General features: G+C 71.9%; 18 protein-coding genes. 14 read left to right on the forward strand and 4 right to left on the reverse strand.

Annotation, left to right across the window (positions count from 1 at the left end):
- Nucleotides 1-207: 207 nt before the first annotated feature.
- Together serC and D2L64_RS17430 are read right to left on the reverse strand one after the other, a co-directional pair.
- Nucleotides 208-1,335: a phosphoserine transaminase gene (gene serC / locus D2L64_RS17425; protein WP_119577852.1), complete on the reverse strand. Its 1,128-nt coding sequence runs from the start codon at nt 1,333-1,335 to the stop codon at nt 208-210.
- 301 nt (nt 1,336-1,636) lie between these two features.
- On the reverse strand, nt 1,637-2,743 hold the full coding sequence (locus D2L64_RS17430; RefSeq protein WP_119577854.1) for a citrate synthase 2: 1,107 nt from the start codon (nt 2,741-2,743) through the stop codon (nt 1,637-1,639).
- Between the two features lie 280 nt (nt 2,744-3,023).
- Between D2L64_RS17430 and pdxH the strand changes: the two genes are divergently transcribed.
- The 7 genes from pdxH to D2L64_RS17465 all read left to right on the forward strand — a co-directional run bounded on the left by pdxH (nt 3,024) and on the right by D2L64_RS17465 (nt 9,086).
- Nucleotides 3,024-3,647 (forward strand): pyridoxamine 5'-phosphate oxidase, encoded by a 624-nt coding sequence (pdxH, locus tag D2L64_RS17435; protein ID WP_119577856.1) that lies wholly within the window; start codon nt 3,024-3,026, stop codon nt 3,645-3,647.
- Nucleotides 3,644-4,984 carry an MFS transporter gene (locus D2L64_RS17440; RefSeq protein ID WP_119577858.1) on the forward strand — a complete coding sequence of 447 codons (1,341 nt, stop codon included), beginning with the start codon at nt 3,644-3,646 and terminating at the stop codon, nt 4,982-4,984. Before pdxH ends, D2L64_RS17440 begins: the two co-directional genes overlap by 4 nt.
- Before the next feature lie 11 nt (nt 4,985-4,995).
- On the forward strand, nt 4,996-5,925 hold the full coding sequence (locus D2L64_RS17445; RefSeq protein WP_119577860.1) for an aldose 1-epimerase family protein: 930 nt from the start codon (nt 4,996-4,998) through the stop codon (nt 5,923-5,925).
- Nucleotides 5,926-5,946: 21 nt separating this feature from the next.
- Complete coding sequence (locus D2L64_RS17450; protein WP_119577862.1) at nt 5,947-6,549, forward strand: nitroreductase family protein; 603 nt, start codon at nt 5,947-5,949, stop codon at nt 6,547-6,549.
- A 189-nt stretch (nt 6,550-6,738) separates the two neighbouring features.
- A complete protein-coding gene (locus D2L64_RS17455; protein ID WP_119577864.1) occupies nt 6,739-7,044 on the forward strand; it encodes a type II toxin-antitoxin system VapB family antitoxin in 306 nt (101 codons plus the stop codon).
- A gap of 35 nt (nt 7,045-7,079) precedes the next feature.
- Nucleotides 7,080-8,240 (forward strand): acyl-CoA dehydrogenase family protein, encoded by a 1,161-nt coding sequence (locus tag D2L64_RS17460; protein WP_119578013.1) that lies wholly within the window; start codon nt 7,080-7,082, stop codon nt 8,238-8,240.
- A gap of 105 nt (nt 8,241-8,345) precedes the next feature.
- Nucleotides 8,346-9,086 carry a DUF4230 domain-containing protein gene (locus tag D2L64_RS17465; RefSeq protein ID WP_119577866.1) on the forward strand — a complete coding sequence of 247 codons (741 nt, stop codon included), beginning with the start codon at nt 8,346-8,348 and terminating at the stop codon, nt 9,084-9,086.
- 95 nt (nt 9,087-9,181) lie between these two features.
- Here D2L64_RS17465 and D2L64_RS17470 read toward each other — a convergent pair whose 3' ends face one another.
- A complete protein-coding gene (locus D2L64_RS17470) occupies nt 9,182-9,388 on the reverse strand; it encodes a PspC domain-containing protein (RefSeq protein WP_119577868.1) in 207 nt (68 codons plus the stop codon).
- A gap of 468 nt (nt 9,389-9,856) precedes the next feature.
- Here D2L64_RS17470 and D2L64_RS17475 point away from each other — a divergent pair, with 468 nt between their 5' ends.
- From D2L64_RS17475 to D2L64_RS17500, 6 genes are all read left to right on the forward strand, one after another.
- On the forward strand, nt 9,857-11,329 hold the full coding sequence (locus tag D2L64_RS17475; RefSeq protein WP_119577871.1) for an L-serine ammonia-lyase: 1,473 nt from the start codon (nt 9,857-9,859) through the stop codon (nt 11,327-11,329).
- A 69-nt stretch (nt 11,330-11,398) separates the two neighbouring features.
- Nucleotides 11,399-12,226: an ABC transporter permease gene (locus D2L64_RS17480; RefSeq protein ID WP_119577873.1), complete on the forward strand. Its 828-nt coding sequence runs from the start codon at nt 11,399-11,401 to the stop codon at nt 12,224-12,226.
- On the forward strand, nt 12,226-12,972 hold the full coding sequence (locus D2L64_RS17485; protein WP_119577875.1) for an ABC transporter ATP-binding protein: 747 nt from the start codon (nt 12,226-12,228) through the stop codon (nt 12,970-12,972). Before D2L64_RS17480 ends, D2L64_RS17485 begins: the two co-directional genes overlap by 1 nt.
- Before the next feature lie 41 nt (nt 12,973-13,013).
- Nucleotides 13,014-15,017: a DUF5941 domain-containing protein gene (locus tag D2L64_RS17490; RefSeq protein ID WP_407663126.1), complete on the forward strand. Its 2,004-nt coding sequence runs from the start codon at nt 13,014-13,016 to the stop codon at nt 15,015-15,017.
- 14 nt (nt 15,018-15,031) lie between these two features.
- On the forward strand, nt 15,032-17,221 hold the full coding sequence (locus D2L64_RS17495) for a bifunctional glycosyltransferase/CDP-glycerol:glycerophosphate glycerophosphotransferase (protein ID WP_119577877.1): 2,190 nt from the start codon (nt 15,032-15,034) through the stop codon (nt 17,219-17,221).
- A 149-nt stretch (nt 17,222-17,370) separates the two neighbouring features.
- Nucleotides 17,371-18,678: an ABC transporter ATP-binding protein gene (locus D2L64_RS17500; protein ID WP_119577879.1), complete on the forward strand. Its 1,308-nt coding sequence runs from the start codon at nt 17,371-17,373 to the stop codon at nt 18,676-18,678.
- A 20-nt stretch (nt 18,679-18,698) separates the two neighbouring features.
- Here the strand turns inward: D2L64_RS17500 and D2L64_RS17505 are convergent, their stop codons facing one another.
- On the reverse strand, nt 18,699-19,583 hold the full coding sequence (locus D2L64_RS17505) for an SAM-dependent methyltransferase (protein ID WP_119577881.1): 885 nt from the start codon (nt 19,581-19,583) through the stop codon (nt 18,699-18,701).
- Nucleotides 19,584-19,695: 112 nt separating this feature from the next.
- On the opposite strand from D2L64_RS17505, the gene D2L64_RS17510 reads away from it, so the two are divergent.
- Nucleotides 19,696-20,160, forward strand: a complete 465-nt coding sequence (locus D2L64_RS17510; RefSeq protein ID WP_119577883.1) for a DUF4442 domain-containing protein — start codon at nt 19,696-19,698, stop codon at nt 20,158-20,160.
- The last annotated feature ends 45 nt before the right edge of the window (nt 20,161-20,205 follow it).

Raw genomic sequence — 20,205 nt, forward strand, 5'->3', positions numbered from 1 at the left:
TTGAAGACCACGGTACGCCCATCCGGCCCCAGGTGGGAGACGCCACGCCCGGGCAAGTCGGGCCGGGCGGCCCGATCCGGCGCTGGTGAGCGCTGTGCGGCCGGTCAGCCGCTGAGGATGGACAGTGAAGTTGATCGCAGTGATCCGGGAAAGCGACGGGCCCGGTCGACCGGGGAGGGTCGCCGAGCCCGCTGCCTCAGCTACGGCTCAGAGCCGCTCGACCACGTAGTCGATGGACGCGGTCAGCGCCTCCACGTCGGCCGGCTCGACCGCCGGGAAGAGCGCCACCCGCAGCTGGTTACGGCCCAGCTTGCGGTACGGCTCGGTGTCCACGATGCCGTTGGCGCGCAGCGCCTTGGCGATCGCCGTGGCGTCGACGCCGTCGGCGAAGTCGATGGTGGCGACCACGTTGGACCGTAGCGCCGGGTCGGTGACGAACGGGGTGGCCACGGCCGAGCGCTCGGCCCAGCCGTACACCGTCGCCGCGCTCTCGGCGGTGCGCTTGGCCGCCCAGGCCAGGCCGCCCTGGGCGTTCATCCAGTCGGTCTGCTCGGCGGCCAGGAAGATGGTGGCCAGCGCCGGGGTGTTGTAGGTCTGCTCCAACCGCGAGTTGTCGATCGCGGTGACCAGGTCCAGGAAGGCCGGGATGTACCGACCCGAGGCCTTGATCTCGGCGGCCCGCTCCAACGCGGCCGGCGACATCAGGGCCAGCCACAGCCCACCGTCGGAGCCGAAGCACTTCTGCGGGGCGAAGTAGTAGACGTCGGTCTCGCCGACGTTGACGTCCAGCCCGCCGGCGCCGGAGGTGGCGTCGACCAGCAGCAGCGAGCCCGCGTCGGCCCCGGCCACCCGGCTGATCGGCACCGCCACACCGGTCGAGGTCTCGTTCTGCGGGGTGGCGTAGACGTCGACGCCGGCCTCCGCGGCCAGGGTCGGCGCGCTGCCCGCGTCCGACTTGCGGATCGTCGGCTCGCCGAGGAACGGCGCGTCCTTCACGGACTTGGCGAACTTGGCGCCGAACTCGCCGAAGCTGGCGAACTGGGCCCGGTCGCGGATCAGGCCGAACGTGGCGACCTCCCAGAACGCGGTGGTGCCGCCGTTCCCGATGATCACCTCGTAGCCCTCGGGCAGTGAGAAGAACTCCGCGATGCCGGAGCGCAGCCGGGCCACCTGGTCGCGGACGGTCTTCTGCCGGTGCGAGGTGCCCAGGTAGCTGGTCGCCATCTCGGCGAGCGCGGAGACCGCCGCCGGACGGACCTTGGACGGCCCGCAGCCGAACCGGCCGTCAGCGGGCTTGATCTCGTCGGGAATCCGGATGGTCGGTGCGTCAGCCACGGTGTTCTAGATCCTTCCGCGTGGGTCGAGGCCCGGGTGAGCAGAGGGGGCCGGACCGACGGCGCGTGCGGGCGCACGTACCGCCGGGGTCGAAGCCCTTCCGGCGGCGCTGCCGGCCTTCATCCTCGCACCCGTCGACGTCCCGCCGGGCGCTGGTACCAGCCCCAGCGGTGAGTCGTCCGCCACAGCCCGTGGCGTCGCACACACCGCCCCCGTCCGGGCGGCGGCGCCCCGCGCTCCGGGCGCCGAGAAAGAGGCCCCGCCCTACCGGAGACGGTAGCGCGGGGCCCTTCGGCACATCTCAGACGTCGTGCGGTACGGCGTCCCAGCCGTCGACCTCGTGCGGCTTGCGCGGGCTCGGGCCGACGTAGCGGGCGGAGGGCCGCACGAGGCGCTGGAGCTTCTTCTGCTCCAGGATGTGCGCACTCCAACCACCCATCCGGGCACAGGTGAACATGGAGGTGAACATGTGCGCCGGCACCTCGGCGAAGTCGAGCACGACGGCGGACCAGAACTCCACGTTGGTGGCCAGCACCCGGTCCGGTCGGCGGGCCTGCAGCTCGGTCAGCGCGGCCTTCTCCAGCGCCTCGGCGACCTCGAACCGGGGGGCGCCCAGCTCCTTGGCGGTACGGCGGAGCACCCGGGCGCGCGGGTCTTCGGCCCGGTACACCCGGTGGCCGAAGCCCATCAGCCGCTCGCCTCGGTCGAGTACACCCTTGACGTAACCCTCGGCGTCGCCGCTGCGCTCGACGGACTCCAGCATGCTGAGCACCCGCGACGGCGCACCGCCGTGCAGCGGGCCGGAGAGGGCGCCGATGCCGGAGGAGATGCAGGCGGCGGCGTCCGCGCCGGTGGAGGCGACGATCCGGGCGGTGAAGGTGGAGGCGTTCAGGCCGTGCTCGGCGGCCGAGATGAAGTACGCGTCGACGGCCTTGACGTGCCGGGGGTCGGGCTCACCACGCCACCGCTTCATGAAGCGCTCGACCACCGTCGAGGCCTTGTCGATCTCCTTCTGCGGCACCGCCGGCAGGCCGAGACCACGGGCGGACTGGGCGACGAAGGACAGCGCGGTGACCGACACCCGGGCCAGATCCTCCCGGGCCTGCTCGTCGGAGATGTCCAGCAGTTGATGCAGGCCCCAGTACGGGGCCAGCATCGCGACGGCGGACTGCACGTCCACCCGGATGTCACCGGAGTGCACGGGCACCGGGAACGGCTCGGCCGGCGGCAGGCCGGGGCCGAAGCGGCCGTCGACCAGCAGGGCCCAGACGTTGCCGAAGGAGACCTGGCCGATCAGATCCTCGATGTCGACCCCGCGGTAGCGCAGCGCGCCGCCCTCGCGGTCCGGCTCGGCGATCTGGGTTTCGAACGCTACGACGCCCTCAAGTCCGGGTTTGAAATCGGCCATCTCACTACTCCTGGTGTGTGGTCGGTGCGCCCGCCCGGGCTCGGTGTCCCGGCCCCGGCCGGGTGAGCGCCCTCGGCGACCCTCTCCGGATGTGTTCGTGACATCTTGCCTGCTGGTAACCGGGTGCGCGACCCGCTGTCGATGTGCTGCACACGACATCCCCGGACGCACCGGTCGGTGTCCGGTCGGCCAGACTGGTCCGTACAGGCAGGTCGGGCGGGGATCGGCCCGACGGACAGGGGAGGGGTACGTGACGGGGGACACACCGCCGCCGGCCGGGATGCGCCACGAGTACGCCGGTTCCGGGCTGACCGAGGCCGAGCTGGCGGGCGACTGGCACACCCAGTTCGATCGCTGGTTCGGCGAGGCGGTGGCCGCCGGGCTGCCCGAGCCGAACGCGATGGTGGTCGGCACCGCCGACGCCGCCGGTCGGCCGAGCGCCCGGACGGTGCTGCTCAAGGGGTACGACCCGGACGGCTTCGTCTTCTTCACCAACTACCACTCCCGCAAGGGCACCGAGGCGGCCGTCAACCCGTACGCCAGCCTGGTCTTCCCCTGGTTCCCGATGCACCGGCAGGTGATCGTCACCGGGGCGGTGCAGCGGGTCGACCGGGCCGAGACCGAGGCGTACTTCGCCAGCCGGCCGCGCGGCTCCCAGCTGGGCGCGTGGGCCAGCACCCAGTCGACGGTGCTGCCGGACCGGGCCGCGCTGGACGACTCCTACCGGGCGGCGGCCCAGCGGTTCGCCGAGGTGGGACAGATCCCCGCCCCACCGGGCTGGGGTGGGCTGCGGGTGTGCCCCGACGCGGTGGAGTTCTGGCAGGGCCGGACCAGCCGGCTGCACGACCGGCTGCGGTTCCGCCGCACCGAGACCGGCTGGATCGTGCAGCGGCTGGCGCCGTGACCAGGGAAGCCGACTCCCGGCCGCGCGAGCAGCGCCGCTGGGCGATCGACCTGCGTCCGCTGCGCGTGGTGGCGTACCGGCGGCTCTGGATCGGCAACGCCATCGCGATGTTCGGGTTCCAGTTCACCGCCGTCGCCGTACCGGTGGAGATGTACGCGCTGACGGGGGACTCGTTCTGGGTGGGGCTGCTCGGCGTGGCGGCGTTCGTGCCGCTGCTGGTCTTCGGGTTGTGGGGCGGCGCGGTGGCCGACGCCCTCGACCGGCGACGGGTACTGCTGGGCGGCGCGCTGCTGCTCTGGCTCTCCGTGTTGGGCCTGCTGGCACAGGCCGTGCTGGACATCGGCAGTCCGGTGCTGCTGTTGAGCCTGGTGGCGTTGAGTTCGGTGTCGTTCGCGATCGCCGGTCCGGCCCGGGCCGCGCTGGTCGGGCGGCTGGTCCCGGCCGAGCTGGTGCCGGCGGCCACCACGCTGAACTTCACCACCGCGATGGCCACCTCGGTCCTCGGGCCGTTGGCCGCCGGCCTGATCCTCGCCGTGTGGCGCCTCGACGTGGCGTTGCCCGTCGCGTACGCCGTCGACGCGACGCTGCTGGCCGCGCTGGTCTGGGCGGCGCTGCGGCTGCCCGCGATGCCACCCGACCCGGACCCGGACGGCGGGCCCCGGCAGGCCGGGCTGCGCAGCGTCGTCGACGGTTTCCGTTACCTGGCCGGCAGCCCGGTGTTGCTGCTCTCCTTCGGCATCGACCTGATCGCGATGGTGTTCGCCTTCCCCCGGGCGCTCTTTCCCGAGGTGGCGGCCGAGCGGTTCGGCGGTGGCGCGGCGGTCGGCTGGCTGTACAGCTCGATCGCCATCGGCTCACTGCTGGCCGGGTTGGTCTCCGGCTGGATCGGCCGGGTCCGCCGGCAGGGGCTGGTGCTGGTGCTCGCCGTGGTGGGGTGGGGGCTGGCGGTGGCCCTGGCCGGGCTGGCGCGGCAACTCTGGCTGGTCGTCGCGCTGCTGGTGCTGGCCGGGGCGGCCGACCTGGTCAGCTCGGTGGTACGCCAGTCCATGTTGATCATCTATGCGCCGGACCGGATGCGGGGCCGGCTCCAGGGCGTCAACACCGTGGTGGTGGCGGGCGGACCCCGCCTGGGTGACCTGCGGGCCGGCACGATGGCGGCCGGCTTCGGCAGCGGGGTGGCCTGGGTCGGTGGTGGCCTCGCGGCGGCGGTGCTGGCGGTGCTGCTGGCGGTGGCCTTCCCGGCGTTGACCCGCTACCGGCCGCCGATCGGGTCGAGTCCCGAGGCCGATCCGGGAGACCGCCGACCGCAGCGCGCGGGCAGCGGGTCCGAGGGCTAGGGTCTGGCGACATGGACAGCAGCGAGCCGCGTCCCCTGTCGGGGGCACAGTGGACCATTTCCGCCGCCGGGCACGAGGCGGTCGTCGTCGAGGTGGGCGGCGGGCTGCGCACCTACCGCCAGGACGGCGTCGACCTCCTCGACGGGTACGCCCCGGACGAGTTGTGCCCCGGTTCGGCCGGTCAGGTGCTCGCGCCCTGGCCCAACCGGATCCGCGACGGCGCGTACTCCTTCGGCGGACGGTCGCTTCAGCTGCACATCACCGAGCCGGAGCGGAACACCGCGCTGCACGGTCTGGTGAACTGGGCGCGGTGGCAGCTGCTCGACCAGCGGCCGGACGAGGTCACGATCGGTTTCGACCTGCCGCCGCAGCCGGGGTACCCGTGGCCGTTGCGGCTGCGTACCCGGTGGAGCGTGAGCGCGGACGGGCTGCGGGGCGAGCACGAGGTCAGCAACATCGGCGTCGAGCCGGCGCCGTTCGGCTTCTCCGTGCACCCGTACCTGCGCCTGCCGGGCGTGCCGGTGGAGGACGTCGAGTTGCGGGTGCCCGGGCAGACCCGGGTGATGGTGGACGCCCGGCTGTTGCCGGTCGGCGCGTCCCCGGTGGCCGGCACCGAGTACGACTACACCGAGCCGCGGCGGATCGGCGGCGCGGTGCTGGACACGGCCTTCGGGCAGGTGATCCGGGACGCCGACGGCGGCTCCGCGGTGACGCTGCGGGGGCCGGACCCGGCGACGGCGCTGCGGGTCTGGGCCGACGCCCAGTTCGGTTGGTGGCAGGTCTACACCGGCGACACGCTGACCGGCGAGCGGTTCCGGCGGTCGGTGGCGATCGAGCCGATGACCTGCCCGCCGGACGCGTTCCGCTCCGGTCGGGACGTGCTGACGCTGGCGCCGGGCGAGACCTGGCGCGGCGGCTGGGGCATCCGACCCGGGGCCTGAGCGGACGCGGAGGACAGTCAGGTGGAGTTCGCGGAGGTCGTACGGCGGCGCCGGATGGTACGCAACTACGACCCGGACCGTCCGGTCCCGCCGGAGCTGGTGGAGCGGCTGCTGGAGCACGCGGTACGGGCTCCGTCGGCCGGCTTCTCCCAGGGCTGGGGATTCCTGGTGCTGGAGGAGCCGGCGGACCGGGAACGCTTCTGGGCGGCCAGCACCCCCGAGGGCGGCGGCGCGGGACGCTGGCTGACCGGGATGCGGCGGGCTCCGCTGATCGTGGTGCCGCACGCCAACCGTGCGGTGTACCTGGAACGTTACGCCGAGCCGGACAAGGGCTGGGCGGACCGCTCGACAGATCGCTGGCCGGTGCCGTACTGGTATGTCGACACCGGGTTCGCGGCCCTGCTGATGATGTTGACCGCGGTCGACGAGGGGCTCGGGTCGTGCTTCTTCGGCATCCCGGCGCAGCGGCTGGACTCCTATCGGGAGGCGTTCGGCGTGCCGGAGGCGTATCACCCGATCGGTGCCATCACCATCGGTTACCGAGCCCCCGACCACCGGTCACCGTCGCTGCGTCGGGGGCGGCGTCCGGTGGACGAGGTGGTCCGGCGCGGGCGGTGGAGCTGACCCGAACCGGTGGTTTCGTCCGGTTGAGAATCGGACGACCGGTGGTGAAACTGGCATCAGGGAGCAGAACGTGGGGTGCGGGGTGCGGCTACGCTGGCACGAACATCGGTGCCGTGGGTGGCGGCGCCATGCCGCGATCCGTGCCGGAGTCGCGGTTCGTCCCGGCCAGGGGGAGGGGAGCGTGCCGTCGTGATCTTCAGAGCGGTCCGGGACGGGCGTCCCTATCCGGAACACAACCTGACACTCAAGCAGTGGGCGGAGATTCCACCCCGTCCGCTGCGCCTCGACCAGCTCATCACCACCAAGCGGGAACTGGCGCTGGACAAGCTCCTCGCCGAGGACTCCACCTTCTACGGCGACCTCTTCCCGCACGTGGTGCAGTGGAACGGTGGCCTCTACCTGGAGGACGGCCTGCACCGCGCGTTGCGCGCCGCGCTGCAACAGCGCAACCAGATCCACGCCCGGGTGTTCGTGTTCACCGGCCCGGTCGACTGACCACCGCCCGCTGAGGCTTCGTTAAGGTGGTGGGCGTGAGCCCGGTGGACCTGCTCGACCTGGATTCGTCGCTGTCCGAGGAGGAGCGGCAGATCCGCGCCGTCGTGCGCCAGGTGGTCGACGACCGGGTACGCCCGTACGTCGCCGGGTGGTACGAGTCGGGTCAGGTGCCGGCGCGGGAACTGGCCCGCGAGTTCGGCAAGCTCGGGCTGCTCGGCATGCACCTGACCGGGTACGGCTGCGCCGGCTCGTCGGCCGTCGCGTACGGGCTGGCCTGCCTGGAACTGGAGGCCGGTGACTCCGGCGTCCGGTCGCTGGTCTCGGTGCAGGGCTCGCTGGCCATGTACGCCGTGTGGCGCTACGGCAGCGAAGAACAGAAGCAGCACTGGCTGCCGGCGATGGCCGCCGGCGAGGCGATCGGCTGCTTCGGGCTGACCGAGCCGGACCACGGCTCCGACCCGGCGTCGATGGCCACCCGGGCCCGCCGTGACGGCGACGACTGGGTGCTCACCGGCAGCAAGATGTGGATCACCAACGCGCCGATCGCCGAGGTCGGGGTGGTCTGGGCGCGTACCGACGACGGGGTGCGGGGTTTCGTCGTACCGATGGACACGTCCGGGGTGACGGCGCGGGAGATCGGCCGCAAGATGTCCCTGCGCGCCTCGGTGACCGGGGAGATCGCGCTCGACGACGTCCGGCTGCCGGCCGATGCCCTGCTGCCCGGCGCGATCGGGCTGAAGGCGCCGCTGAGCTGCCTGACCGAGGCCCGGCACGGCATCGTCTGGGGTGCGCTCGGTGCGGCCCGCGACTGCCTGGAGACCGCCCTGGCGTACGCCACCACCCGCACCCAGTTCGGCCGGCCGCTGGCTGGTTTCCAGCTCACCCAGGCCAAGCTCGCCGACCTGGCCGTCGAGTGGAACAAGGGCTACCTGCTCGCCGTGCAGCTCGGCCGGCTGGCCGACGCCGGCCGGCTGCGGCCCGCGCAGGTCAGCGTGGGCAAACTCAACAACGTACGCGAGGCGCTGGCCATCGCCCGGCAGTGCCGCACGATCCTCGGTGCCAACGGTGTCTCCGGCGACTACCCCGTCATGCGGCACGCCAACAACCTGGAGAGCGTGCTGACCTACGAGGGCACCTCGGAGATCCACCAGTTGGTGATCGGGCAGCAACTCACCGGGATATCCGCCTTCACCTGAGTCTTGAACTGGGGAAACTCGCGGTTGTGCGACTCGACGAGCGGCTGTCGTACCGGGGGCTTACCGTCATCACAGACAACGCGTCTGACGAGGACGGTGAGGGCGATGGCACGCGACGGCGACATCAACGAGCCCACCAGCAGGTTTCCCGACACTGACCTGCGCACGGACGACCCCGACCTCACACCGCCACCACCACAGAGCAGCGGCGCGGTGCGGGCCCTGCTCTGGGTGCTGGGCGCCGCGGCGCTGGCCGTGGTGGTGCTGCTCGGCGTGCAGACCACCGGGCTGCTACCCGAGTTCCGCAACCCGTTCGCCAAGGAGCAGACCGACCGCAGCCAGCCGGCGCTGCTGGAGTCGATGCAGGACCTCAGCCGCTACGTGGCCGCCGAAGGCAACTTCCAGGTCGTCGTCGACCTGCAGAACGACCGCCGCCACGTGCCCGACTGGCTGCTCAACCAGCGCACCCTCTTCGTCGGGGCGGGCAGCGTGGAGGCGTACGTCGACTTCGGCACCCTCACCGAGGGGGCGATCGTGCAGTCCGCCGACGGCAAGTCCGTCGAGATCAAGCTGCCCGCGCCGCAGCTCGCCGAGACCAACCTCGACCTGGACAAGAGTTACGTCTTCGCGGAGGAGCGTGGCCTGCTCAACCGGATCGGCGACCTGGTCGACGGTGACCCGAACCGGCAGCAGCAGGTCTACCGGCTCGCCGAGGACCGGATCACTGCCGCCGCCCGGGACAGCGGGCTGACCGCGCGAGCGGAGGAGAACACCCGCAAGATGCTGGCGGGGCTGCTCGCCTCCCTCGGCTTCGAACAGGTGACCGTCACCTACGTGGCACCCTGATTCCGCCGGTTGCCGGCACCGCCCGACCAGCAGGTTCGGGCGGTGCCGGCGACGTACCGCCCGACGGGTCCACCGGGCCGTTCCCGCGGACGTGGTCAGCGGCCGGCGACCAGGTAACGGTCCTCGTTCGGCATGATGATCCACAGCGCCAGGTAGATGATCACCTGAGTGCCGGGCAGCAGCAACGACAGCAGGAACAGCAGTCGGACGAGCCCCGCCGACATGCCGAAACGCTGGGCCAGGCCGGCGCAGACGCCGGCGAACATGCGCCCCTGTCGGGGCCGGACAAGCTTGCGACTCATCGTGCTACTTCCCCTCCGCGGCGACCCGCCGCTACTGCGTCCAACGCTAGGCACCGGACCTGCCCCCGCCCTCGGTCCCGAGAACGATCCGCGTTCCGCCCACCCGTAGGTACTTACCCGCGCCCCACCCACCCCACCCCCACCCTCGCGCGCCTCTCGCGCGCCCCTCGCGCAGTGCCTGGTTTCGTCGATCACGGAGTTTCGGTCGGGGCATAAGGGGCGCGTACAGGGGTTGATCGGCGACCACAACTGCAAGATCCGCGAGGTGGAGTGCGGCGGGCCGCGCTGTCTGGTGGATCTTGGTACCTGGGCCGGGCGGGGCGGGGCGGCGTGGGTGGGGGCGGGGGTAGGCTCGGCGGGTTGGGGCGCCCCTACCTGGGCGTGCCAGGCCAGCCACCACACCAGGGGCGGCCAGGATCGGATCGACCGCTGACCGGTGACCCCGGTGCAGGGCGAGAAGGTGCAGTCATGATCAGTGTGTTCGACCTGTTCAGCGTGGGTATCGGGCCGTCCAGCTCGCACACCGTCGGGCCGATGCGGGCGGCGCGTACCTTCGTCGCCGGGTTGAAGGCCGACGGGCTGCTCAGCGACGTGGGTCGGGTACACGCGGAGTTGTTCGGTTCTCTGGGCGCTACCGGGCACGGGCACGGCAGCGACCGGGCCGTGCTGCTCGGGCTGGCCGGTGAGGTGCCGGAGACGGTCGACACCGACAGCGTCGACGGGCGGGTGGCCGAGGTCCGCGCGCAGCGACGGCTGGCGCTGTTCGGCACGCACGAGATCGACTTCGACCCGGACCGGGATCTGTTGCTGCACCGGCGCCGGTCCCTGCCGTACCACCCGAACGGGATGACCTTCTCGGCGTACGACGGGAGTGGGGTCGAGGTCAGGACGCGTTCGTACTACTCGGTCGGCGGCGGGTTCGTGGTCGACGAGGCGGCGGCCGGTGCGGACCGGATCAAGCCGGACAGCACCCGGGTGCGGCACCCCTTCCTCACCGGGGCGCAACTGCTCGACGTGACCGCGTCGACCGGGCTGTCGATCAGTGAGGTGATGCTCGCCAACGAACTGTCCTGGCGGGCGGAGGCGGACGTCCGGGCCGGCCTGCTGGACATCTGGCGGGTGATGCAGGAGTGCGTCGAGCGTGGCTGCACCCGCGACGGGACGCTGCCGGGCGGGCTGAAGGTACGCCGCCGCGCCGCCGAACTGCGCCGCAGCCTGGAAGCCGACGCCGCCGTCGGGCCGGCCGCTGCCGCTGCCGCTGTCGCGCGGGGCGCTGTCGCTGTCGGGCCCGGCGCTGTCGCTGTCGGGTCCGGTGCCGCCGCGCGGGTTGGTGTCGCCGGGGATCCGTTGCACGTGATGGACTGGGTGACCCTGTTCGCCCTGGCCGTCAACGAGGAGAACGCGGCCGGCGGGCGGGTGGTGACCGCGCCGACCAACGGCGCGGCCGGGATCATCCCCGCGGTGCTGCACTACTACACGCGGTTCGTCCCCGGCGCCTCCGACGACGGGGTGGTGCGCTTCCTGCTCGCGGCCGGCGCGATCGGAGTGTTGTTCAAGGAGAACGCGTCGATCTCCGGAGCCGAGGTGGGCTGCCAGGGCGAGGTCGGTTCGGCCTGCTCGATGGCCGCCGCCGGGCTGGCCGAGGCGTTGGGTGGTACGCCGGAGCAGGTGGAGAACGCCGCGGAGATCGGCATGGAGCACAACCTCGGGCTCACCTGCGACCCGGTGGGCGGCCTGGTGCAGATCCCCTGCATCGAACGCAACGCGGTGGCTAGCATCAAGGCGATCACTGCCGCGCGGCTGGCGCTGCGGGGTGACGGGGTGCACGCCGTTTCGCTCGACAAGGTCATCAAGACCATGCGGGAGACCGGCGCCGACATGAAGGTCAAGTACAAGGAGACGGCGCGCGGCGGTCTGGCCGTCAACGTGATCGAGTGCTGAGCGTACGGCTCGCCGGAACGCGTTCACCGGCTGCTAACCTGTCGTCCGTTCAGTAGGCGGGAGACGGCGGTGACCTCTGGCGTGGGGGCGTTGTGGTCGCACCGCAACTCGCTGCGCATCCTGGTCCGGCGTGACCTCGCGGTCAAGTACCAGCAGTCGGCGCTCGGCTACCTCTGGTCGTTGATCGAGCCGTTGGGCATGGGCGCGATCTACTGGTTCGTCTTCGGCGTGCTCTACTCCCGGGACACCAACCGGCATCTGGGCGAGGCCGCCGGCTCGTACCCGCTGTTCCTGATCACCGGGATCTTCGCCTGGATGTGGACCAGTTCGGCGTTGAGCGAGGCGACCAACGCGCTGACCGGACAGTCCCGCCTGATCACCACGATGAACGTGCCCCGACAGGTGTTCCCGATCGGCCGGGTGGTCGGCCGGTTCGCGGAGTACGCCGCCGGCCTGCCGATCCTGGCCGGCATCGCGATCTGGTACACCAGCCAGGGGAAGATCGAACCGGGCTGGTCGCTGCTGGCCCTGCCGCTGGCGGTGCTGGTGCAGGGCACCCTGTTGATCGGGCTGGCGCTGCTGCTGTCCGCCTGCAACGTGCTGATGCGGGACGTGGAGCGGTTCATGCGCCTGGTCATCCGGGTGCTGTTCTACGCCACGCCGATCATCTACCCGCTGAGCCTGGTCCGCGACTCCGGCCTGCCGGGCTGGCTCAAGTGGGGCTACGAACTCAACCCGCTGGTCGGCATCTTCCAGCTGCACCACGCGGTGTGGTACCCGGACGAGTTCCCGGCGGCCCGGATGCTGGCCACCACCGTCGGCATCAGCCTGCTGCTGCTGGTCGCCGGCTGGTGGTCGTTCCGCCGGCTCGAGCCCGCCGTGCTCAAGGAGCTGTGATGGGTGGGGCGATAATCGAGGCGGAGGGCCTGGGCATCCGGTTCGTCCGCAACCGACGGCGGCAGCTGCGGCTGCGGGAGCTGTTCATCCATCGCGGCCGGCGCGGCGGCGCCGACGGCCAGTTCTGGCCGCTGCGCGACCTGACCTTCACCGTCGCGGCGGGCGACACCGTCGGCGTGGTCGGCCGCAACGGCACCGGCAAGAGCACCCTGCTGCGGCTGATCGCCGGGGTGCTGATTCCCGACGAGGGGCGGATCCGGGTTCGCGGCGACGTCGCGCCGCTGCTGGAACTCTCCGCCGGCTTCTCCAACGACCTCACCGGTCGGGAGAACCTGTACCTGGTGGGCGGGCTGCACGGGCTCTCGTCGGGTTACCTGAAGCGGCACTTCGAGGAGATCGTCTCGTTCGCCGGTGAACAGGTGGAGCGGGCCATCGACACCTCGGTACGGCACTACTCGTCGGGGATGAAGGTCCGGCTCGGCTTCGCCATCATCTCCCACCTGCCGCACCCGATCCTGCTGATGGACGAGGTGACGGCGGTGGGGGACGCCGAGTTCCGCGCGAAGTGCTACACGACCATCGACCGTCTGCTCGGGGAGGGGCGCACACTGGTGCTGGTGTCACACAACGAGAAGGATCTGACCCGGTTCTGCCGTCGAGGACTGTTCCTCGACGCGGGCCGGCTGAGCGTCGACGGCACGATCGCCGAGGCGCTGGCCGCGTACCACGACGCGGTTCCCCGGTGACGCTCGCGATCGTGCTCGCCGCCGGTTCACCGGCCGCGAGCCTGCCGACGGGCTCCGACTCGTCCGCGCCGTCGGATGGCGGGACATCGGCGGGTGGCGGTGCGACGCTTGTCGACCGGCTGACCGCGCAGTGGCGGGCGGCCGGTGTCGCCGACGTACGGTTCGCCGCCGACCTGGACGAACTGGCCGACCTGGCCGGTGCGGCCGACGGCCCGGTGGTGGTCAGCGCGGCCGACCTGGTCGCGCACACCGCCGTACTGCGACATCTGGTGACCAGCCCGGTCGGCCCGACGGTGGCGCTGGTGCTCACCGACGCGCCCACCGGTGGCCGCACGGTGGTCCGCGAGGAGCGGGGCCAGGTGGTCGAGGCCGGTCCGGCCGAGCGCCTGGACGGTCCGGCGACCGGCATCTTCGGTGGCGCGCTGCGGGTCGGCCGGGACGACGTCCCGACGCTGGTCGCCGCCGCCCGGGCCGCCGCGACCGGTCGGCTGGCCGAGGTGGCGTCGGGCCACGCCGACGGCGGTGCCGGGCGCTCCGTGCCGCCCGGACCGGCGGTGGACCAGGTCTTCGCCGGGCTCGCCGCACAGGGGGTGCTGGTCTTCGCCCACCGGGTACGTCTGCTGGTCGCGCACCGGGTGGACGACGCGGACGGGCTCGCCGCCGCGGCGGCGAGCGTGGCCGCCGTGGACGAGGACCGGGCCGAGCTGCGGCTGTCGGTGAAGGAGCGGGACGACTTCTTCACCACGTACTTCGTCAGCACCTGGTCCCCGCACGTGACCAAGGCGGCGGCCCGGTTGGGCTGGAGCCCGACCGGCGTGACGATGCTGTCGGTGGCGTTCGCGGTGGCCGCCGCGGCGCTGTTCGCCGGTGGCGGCCGACTCGCCCTGGTGGCCGGTGGGGTGCTGCTCTACCTCGGGTTCGTGCTGGACTGTGTGGACGGTCAGCTCGCCCGCTACACCCGCAACTTCAGCGCCTGGGGCGGCTGGCTGGACACCATGGCCGACCGGGCCAAGGAGTACCTGGTGTACGCCGGTCTGGGCTGGGGTGCCACGGCCGCCGGGGTCCGGTACGGCTGGGCCCTGGCGATCGCCGCGATGACATTGCAGACCGTGCGGCACATGACCGACGCGTGGTACGGCGTACTGCACGACGAGGCGGCCCGACGGCCGAAGTCCGCGGGTACGGGCGGCGGCGGTATCGGTGACCGGCTGAACGCCGCGTCCACGAAGGTGCAGGCCGACACCGGCTCGGTGTCGTACTGGCTGAAGCGCACCGTGGTCTTCCCGATCGGCGAGCGGTGGGCGTTGATCGCGTTGGCCGCCGCGCTGTTCGACCAGCGGGTCGCGCTGCTGGCCGTACTGACCTGGGGTGTGCTGGCGTTCGGGTACACCGGTGCGCTGCGTACGCTGCGGGCCCGCTGGATGTGGGTGCCGGTGCTGGACACGGTCGACGCCACCCTGCACCGCGACGACGGTCCGATCGCCGCCCGGTTCCCGGTGGCCCGCCGGCCCGGACCGTTGGTGCTGGCGCTGCTGGCCGTGTTGCCGACGGTCCTCGTGCTGCTGGCCACCTGGCGCTACGGCGAGGCGTACCCGAGGTGGACCGTGCTGCTCGGGTTGGTGGGGCTGCTGCTCGCGGCCGGTGGCGCCGGAGCGGCGCACAACGGGCCACTGGACTGGTTGGTGCCGGCCGCGTTGCGGGGCGGTGAGTACCTGTTCGCCATCACGGTCGGGGTGGTCGGCGGTGCGCCCGCCTGGCTGATCTTCGGGTACGTCTTCGTGCTCACCCTGCACCACTACGACCTGGTGGCCCGGCTGGAGAAGCGGCAGCCGGCACCACCGCTGCACGCGGCGACCCTGGGCTGGGAGGGGCGGTCGGTGTTGCTGGCGGTGGCGGCGATTGCCGGAATCGTGAGTATTGGTCTGGCTACACTCGGTGTCTACCTGTTGGTGCTCTTCGTGGCGAGTGTGGTGCTGGCCTGGTTCGTCCGGCCGGCCCGGCCCGCGCGGGTGCCGGCGGGTGCCGGGGGGAGCGCGACAATCTGACGGGGGCCGGGACGATGACGCTGATCAGCTTCGTCGTCCCGGCCTTCCGCGTGCAGGGCTACCTGCGGGAATGCCTGGACTCGATCCTCGCCCAGCCGGTCACCGACATCGAGGTGGTCGGGGTCGACGACTGTTCGCCCGACGCCAGCGGCGACATCCTCGCCGAGTACGCGGACCGCGACGACCGGGTACGGGTGATCCGGCTGGACCGCAACGTCGGCCTCGGCCCGGCCCGCAACGCCGGCCTCGACCAGGCCACCGGAGAGTACGTCTGGTTCGTCGACGGGGACGACTGGCTGGTGGCGGACTGTCTGGTCGAGGTGGCCGAGCGGCTGCGCACCACCCGGCCCGACGTACTGCTGGTCGACCATGTCCGGGCGCACTGGGACGGCACCGTCACCCGCAGCGCGATGGCGGAGGTGTTCCCGCAGCCGCCCGGGGCGGTCACCTTCCGGCTACGGGACCGGCCGCAGACCCTGGAACTGCTGCACACCGCCTGGAACCGGCTGTTGCGTCGGCAGTTCCTGGCCGAGGTCGGGCTCCGTTTCGCTCCCGGCTGGTACGAGGACGTGTCGTTCAGTTATCCGGTGCTGCTGGCCGCGGACCGGGTCGGGGTACTCGACGTGGTCTGCGTCAACTACCGGCAGCGCCGGGCGGGAGCGATCACCAGGACCCGGGGTGAGCGGCACTTCGAGGTGTTCGGGCAGTGGAACCGGGTGTTCCGGGAGCTGGATCGGCTCGGCGCCGAGGAGCTGCGCTCGGCGGTCTTCGACCGGATGATGTGGCACTACCTGACGGTGCTCGGCAACGACGATCGGATCGACCCGGAGCTGCGGCCGACCTTCTTCGCCCGGGTGGCCATCGCGCACGCCCGGTTCCATCCGCCGGGCGGCCACCGGATCCCCGCCGGGGTCGAGGGGCTCAAGCACCGGCTGGCGGCGGCCGGGCAGTGGCGCACGTACCGGATGCTGCGGGCCACCGGTCGGACGGGCGAGCGCGTCCGGGTCACCGCCGGGCAGGTCCGACGCCGGGTGGTGCCGCCGGTGCGGTCCACGCTGCGGGCGGCCCGGGACGGCGTACTGCGCGGATACCACCGCGCGGAGCTGCGTCGACCGTTGGACGAGCACCTCGCGGTGTACGCGGCCTACTGGTACCGCGGCTACGCCTGCAATCCGGCGGCGGTCTACGAGGCGGCCCGGCGATTGGCGCCGCAGCTGCGCGGCGTGTGGATCGTGCGCCGGGACCGGGTGCACACCCTGCCCGAGGGGGTCGAGTACGTGGTGGCCGGGTCGCCCGCGTACCACCGGGTGCTGGCCCGGGCGAAGTGGCTGGTCAACAACGTGAACTTCCCGGACTCGGTACGCAAGCGGCCCGGCTCGGTGCACGTGCAGACCCATCACGGCACGCCGGTGAAGGTGATGGGGCTGGACCAGCAGCGCTATCCGTTGGGCGCGGTCGGGATGGACTTCGCCGGACTGCTGCGCCGGGTGGACCGCTGGGACTACAGCGTCACCGCGAACAGCTTCTCCACCCAGATGTGGGAACGCGCCTATCCGGCCGGGTACACCGCGTTGGAGGTGGGTTACCCGCGCAACGACCGGCTGGTCACCGCGACGGCCGAGGAGGTGCTGCGGCTGCGGGCGGAACTCGGCGCCGGTCTCGGCGAGCAGGTGGTGCTGTACGCGCCGACGCACCGGGAGCACCTGCCCGGGTACCGCCCACCGTTCGACCCGCAGCGCTTCCTCGACGCGCTCGGCCCGTCCGGGCTGCTGCTGATGCGCAGTCACTACTTCCACGACCGGCAGCGGCGGGCGTGGCCGCCGGACGGCCGGGGCCGGATCCTGGACGTGAGCGACCATCCCCGGGTGGAGGAGCTGTACCTCGCGGCCGACGTGCTGGTCACCGACTACTCGTCGGCGATGTTCGACTACGCGGTCCTGGACCGGCCGATCGTGGTCTACGCGCCGGACTGGGACGCGTACCGGTTGACCCGGGGGGTCTACTTCGACATCACCGCCGAGCCGCCCGGCCCGGTGGCCCGAACCTTCGCCGAACTGCTGGAGCTGTTCGGCACCGGGCGGGTCGGGTCGACCGCTGCCGATGCGGAGCGGGCCCGGTTCCGGGAGCGGTTCTGTGCGTTGGAGGACGGGCACGCCGCCGAGCGGGTGGTCCGGCGGGTCTTCCTGGGGGAAGGATCCGGCTGAAGCGGTAGATATCCGGCGATAGTCATCGCTCGATGGAACGTAATAGTTCTGTCACGATTCGAACATGGCACGTTTACCCGATGTGCTCCCCGGATGATCCTGGTCACAGTCATTGCCGGGTTCGGCCGACGAGGTGGGGGAGGAGACGGGTGACCACCGTCGCGCTCAAGGATGTCACGAAGGTCTTCCGAGACGGCACGGTCGCGGTGGACAGCATCAATCTCGACGTCAACGACGGCGAGTTCATGGTGCTGCTCGGGCCGTCCGGCTGTGGCAAGTCGACGGTGCTGCGCATGGTCGCCGGGCTGGAGGAGCCCACCTCGGGGGCGGTGCTGCTCGACGGGGAACTGGCCAACGACCTGCCACCCCGGGAGCGGAAGATCGCGATGGTCTTCCAGGACTTCGCTCTCTACCCGCACATGAGCGTCGGCGACAACATCGCCTTCCCGCTCAAGCTCGCCGGTGTGGAACCGGCCCCACGCGGGGAGCGGGTCACCGACGTGGCCAGCGCCCTCGGCATCGGCGACGTGCTCGCCCGCCGGCCCAGCCAGCTCTCCGGTGGGCAGCGGCAGCGGGTCGCGATGGGCCGCGCGATCGTCCGCCGGCCCGGTCTGTTCCTGATGGACGAGCCGCTGTCCAATCTGGACAGCGGGCTGCGGGCCGAGCTGCGGGCGGAGATCTCCGGGTTGACCCGCGAACTGGGCGTCACCACCATCTACGTCACCCACGACCAGGCCGAGGCGCTGACCATGGCCGACCGAGTCGCCATCATGCGCAAGGGTGTCCTACAGGACGTGGGCACCCCCACCCAGGTGTACGGCCGCCCGGCCACCCTCTACGTCGCCGCGTTCCTGGGCAGCCCCCGGATGAACCTGCTGGAGGCGTCGGTCTACGTCCACCTCGACCGGTACGTCACCCTGACCCTTGGCGAGCAGGCCCTCTACCTGCCCTGGGACGACATCCGCAGTCGGGCGGTGGCGCACTACCACGGCGAACGGATCGTGGTGGGGATGCGGGCCGAGGCGCTCACCCCGGTCGCTCCCGACACGCCGGGTGACGTACTGCACGGTCGGATCCGGTATCTGGAGCACCACGGCCACGAGTCGCTGGCCTTCCTCGACATCGGTGCCACCGCGATCATGGTGGACGAGGCCGGCGCGCCGCCGGACGCGGACGCCCCGCTCGGCCAGCGCGGCCTGCGCCGCTTCAGCCAGGTGATGCAGCGCTTCGCCGGCCGACCGACCGGCGAAGCGGAGACGGTCGAGAACGGGACGACCGGGCGGACCAGCGTGCTGCCCGACCCGGGCCGGCACCACCGCCGCCCGGCGGAACTCGCGGTCCGGCTGGCGCCGTACCCGGCGGTCTCCGCCGGTCACCCGCTCGCCGTCCGGGTACGCATGGACGCGCTGCACTTCTTCGACGACCGCGGCGACCGGATCGACGTCGGCTGGCGCTGAGGTGCAGGGAAGGCCCCCTGTCAATGCCGCTCGGGCTTCTCCAGGAGGATCAGGCGGTACTCCAGCCACCGGTGCGCCAGGGCGGTCTGCAACGCCGAGCCGCCGATCATGTTGGCCCAGAAGGGCCGCTCGACCAGGCGATCCCGGATACGCAGCAGCCCGGTGGCGCCGACCGCGACCTTGATCAGGCGGTCGCGTGGCCGTCCCAGGTGCAGGTACGGGGTGAGGTCCATGCTCTCCACCAGGCGCAGCCCGGCACCCTCGGCGATGCCGGTCAACCCGGGCACGGTGTGCAGGCCGCCGATCCGCCACCCGGCCCGGAACCGCTCCAGGCAGCGTTCGCGGGCAGCGAGCCCGAGGTCCTCGTCGGTCATCCAGTCGTCGATCATGAGTAGCCGGCCGCCCGGCTTCAGGCGCTCGGCCAGGGACGGGATCAGGGTCGCCAGGGACGGCGAGTGCACCATGGACTCGATGGCGACCATGGCGTCGTAGCGCGGCTCCGCCGGCAGTTGGCCGAAGTCGGCGCAGAGCACCTGGCAGCGCTCGCTCAGTCCGGCCTTCGCGAACCGCTTCGTCGCGATGTCGGCCTGCACCTGACTGATCGTCACGCCCGACACGGCAACGGGCATCTCCTGCGCCAGCCGGGTCATGGTGCCGCCGACGCCGCAGCCGAGATCGAGCACCCGGCCACCCGGCGGCACGTGGCCCCGCAGGCGCTCGATCACCAGGCGGTTGACCGCATCCGCGGCCGCCGCCACGTCCGGCGTGCCCGGCAGCCATACGCCGCGATGGATCGCGTCACTGGTCGGGCTCTCCGCCACGAGCAGGAACCGCCGGGTGTTCGAGTCGTAGTAGTCGGCGACGTGGGTGACGTGCTCCGCACCCGCTCTGGATGGCGCAACCATTGACGCACGCTAGCACGCACCGTGACGGTGACCCGCCGGTAGCCGGCCGGCCGGGCACCGGGTCCGGCGGTGGCCTTGCCGGGGAAGTTACCCATAGGTAACATTGCTGGTCATGACCGTTGACTCACGGCAGGTGGCGGCCGGCATGCTGGCGGCGGTGCCCTTCGCCCGTACGCTCGGCATCGAGTTCGTCGAGGTGGCGCCCGAGGCGGAGGGCGGGGTCCGGGCGGTGGTCCGGTTGCCCGACTCGCCGGCCACCCACAACCATGTCGGCGGTCCACACGCCGGCGCGATGTTCACCCTCGGTGAGACCGCCTCCGGCGCGGTGGTGCTCGCCGCCTTCGGTAACCTGCTCGACCGGGCCACCCCACTGGCGGTGCGGGCGGAGATCGCGTACCGCAAGCTCGCCATCGGGCCGGTCCTGGCCACGGCGCGCCTCGGCCGCCCGGCCACCGACGTGGTCGCGGAGCTGGACGCCGGCCAGCGACCGGAGTTTCCGGTCCACGTGGAGATCGCCACCGAGGCGGGCAAGCCGACCTCGGAGCTGACCGTCGTCTGGACCCTGCGCCCCAACTGAGCGCCGCGCCGGGTCGGCCGAAGTGTGTTTGCCGGTGCGTGGCGG

The sequence above is a fragment of the Micromonospora radicis genome, assembly GCF_003583405.1.
Lineage (GTDB): Bacteria > Actinomycetota > Actinomycetes > Mycobacteriales > Micromonosporaceae > Micromonospora > Micromonospora radicis.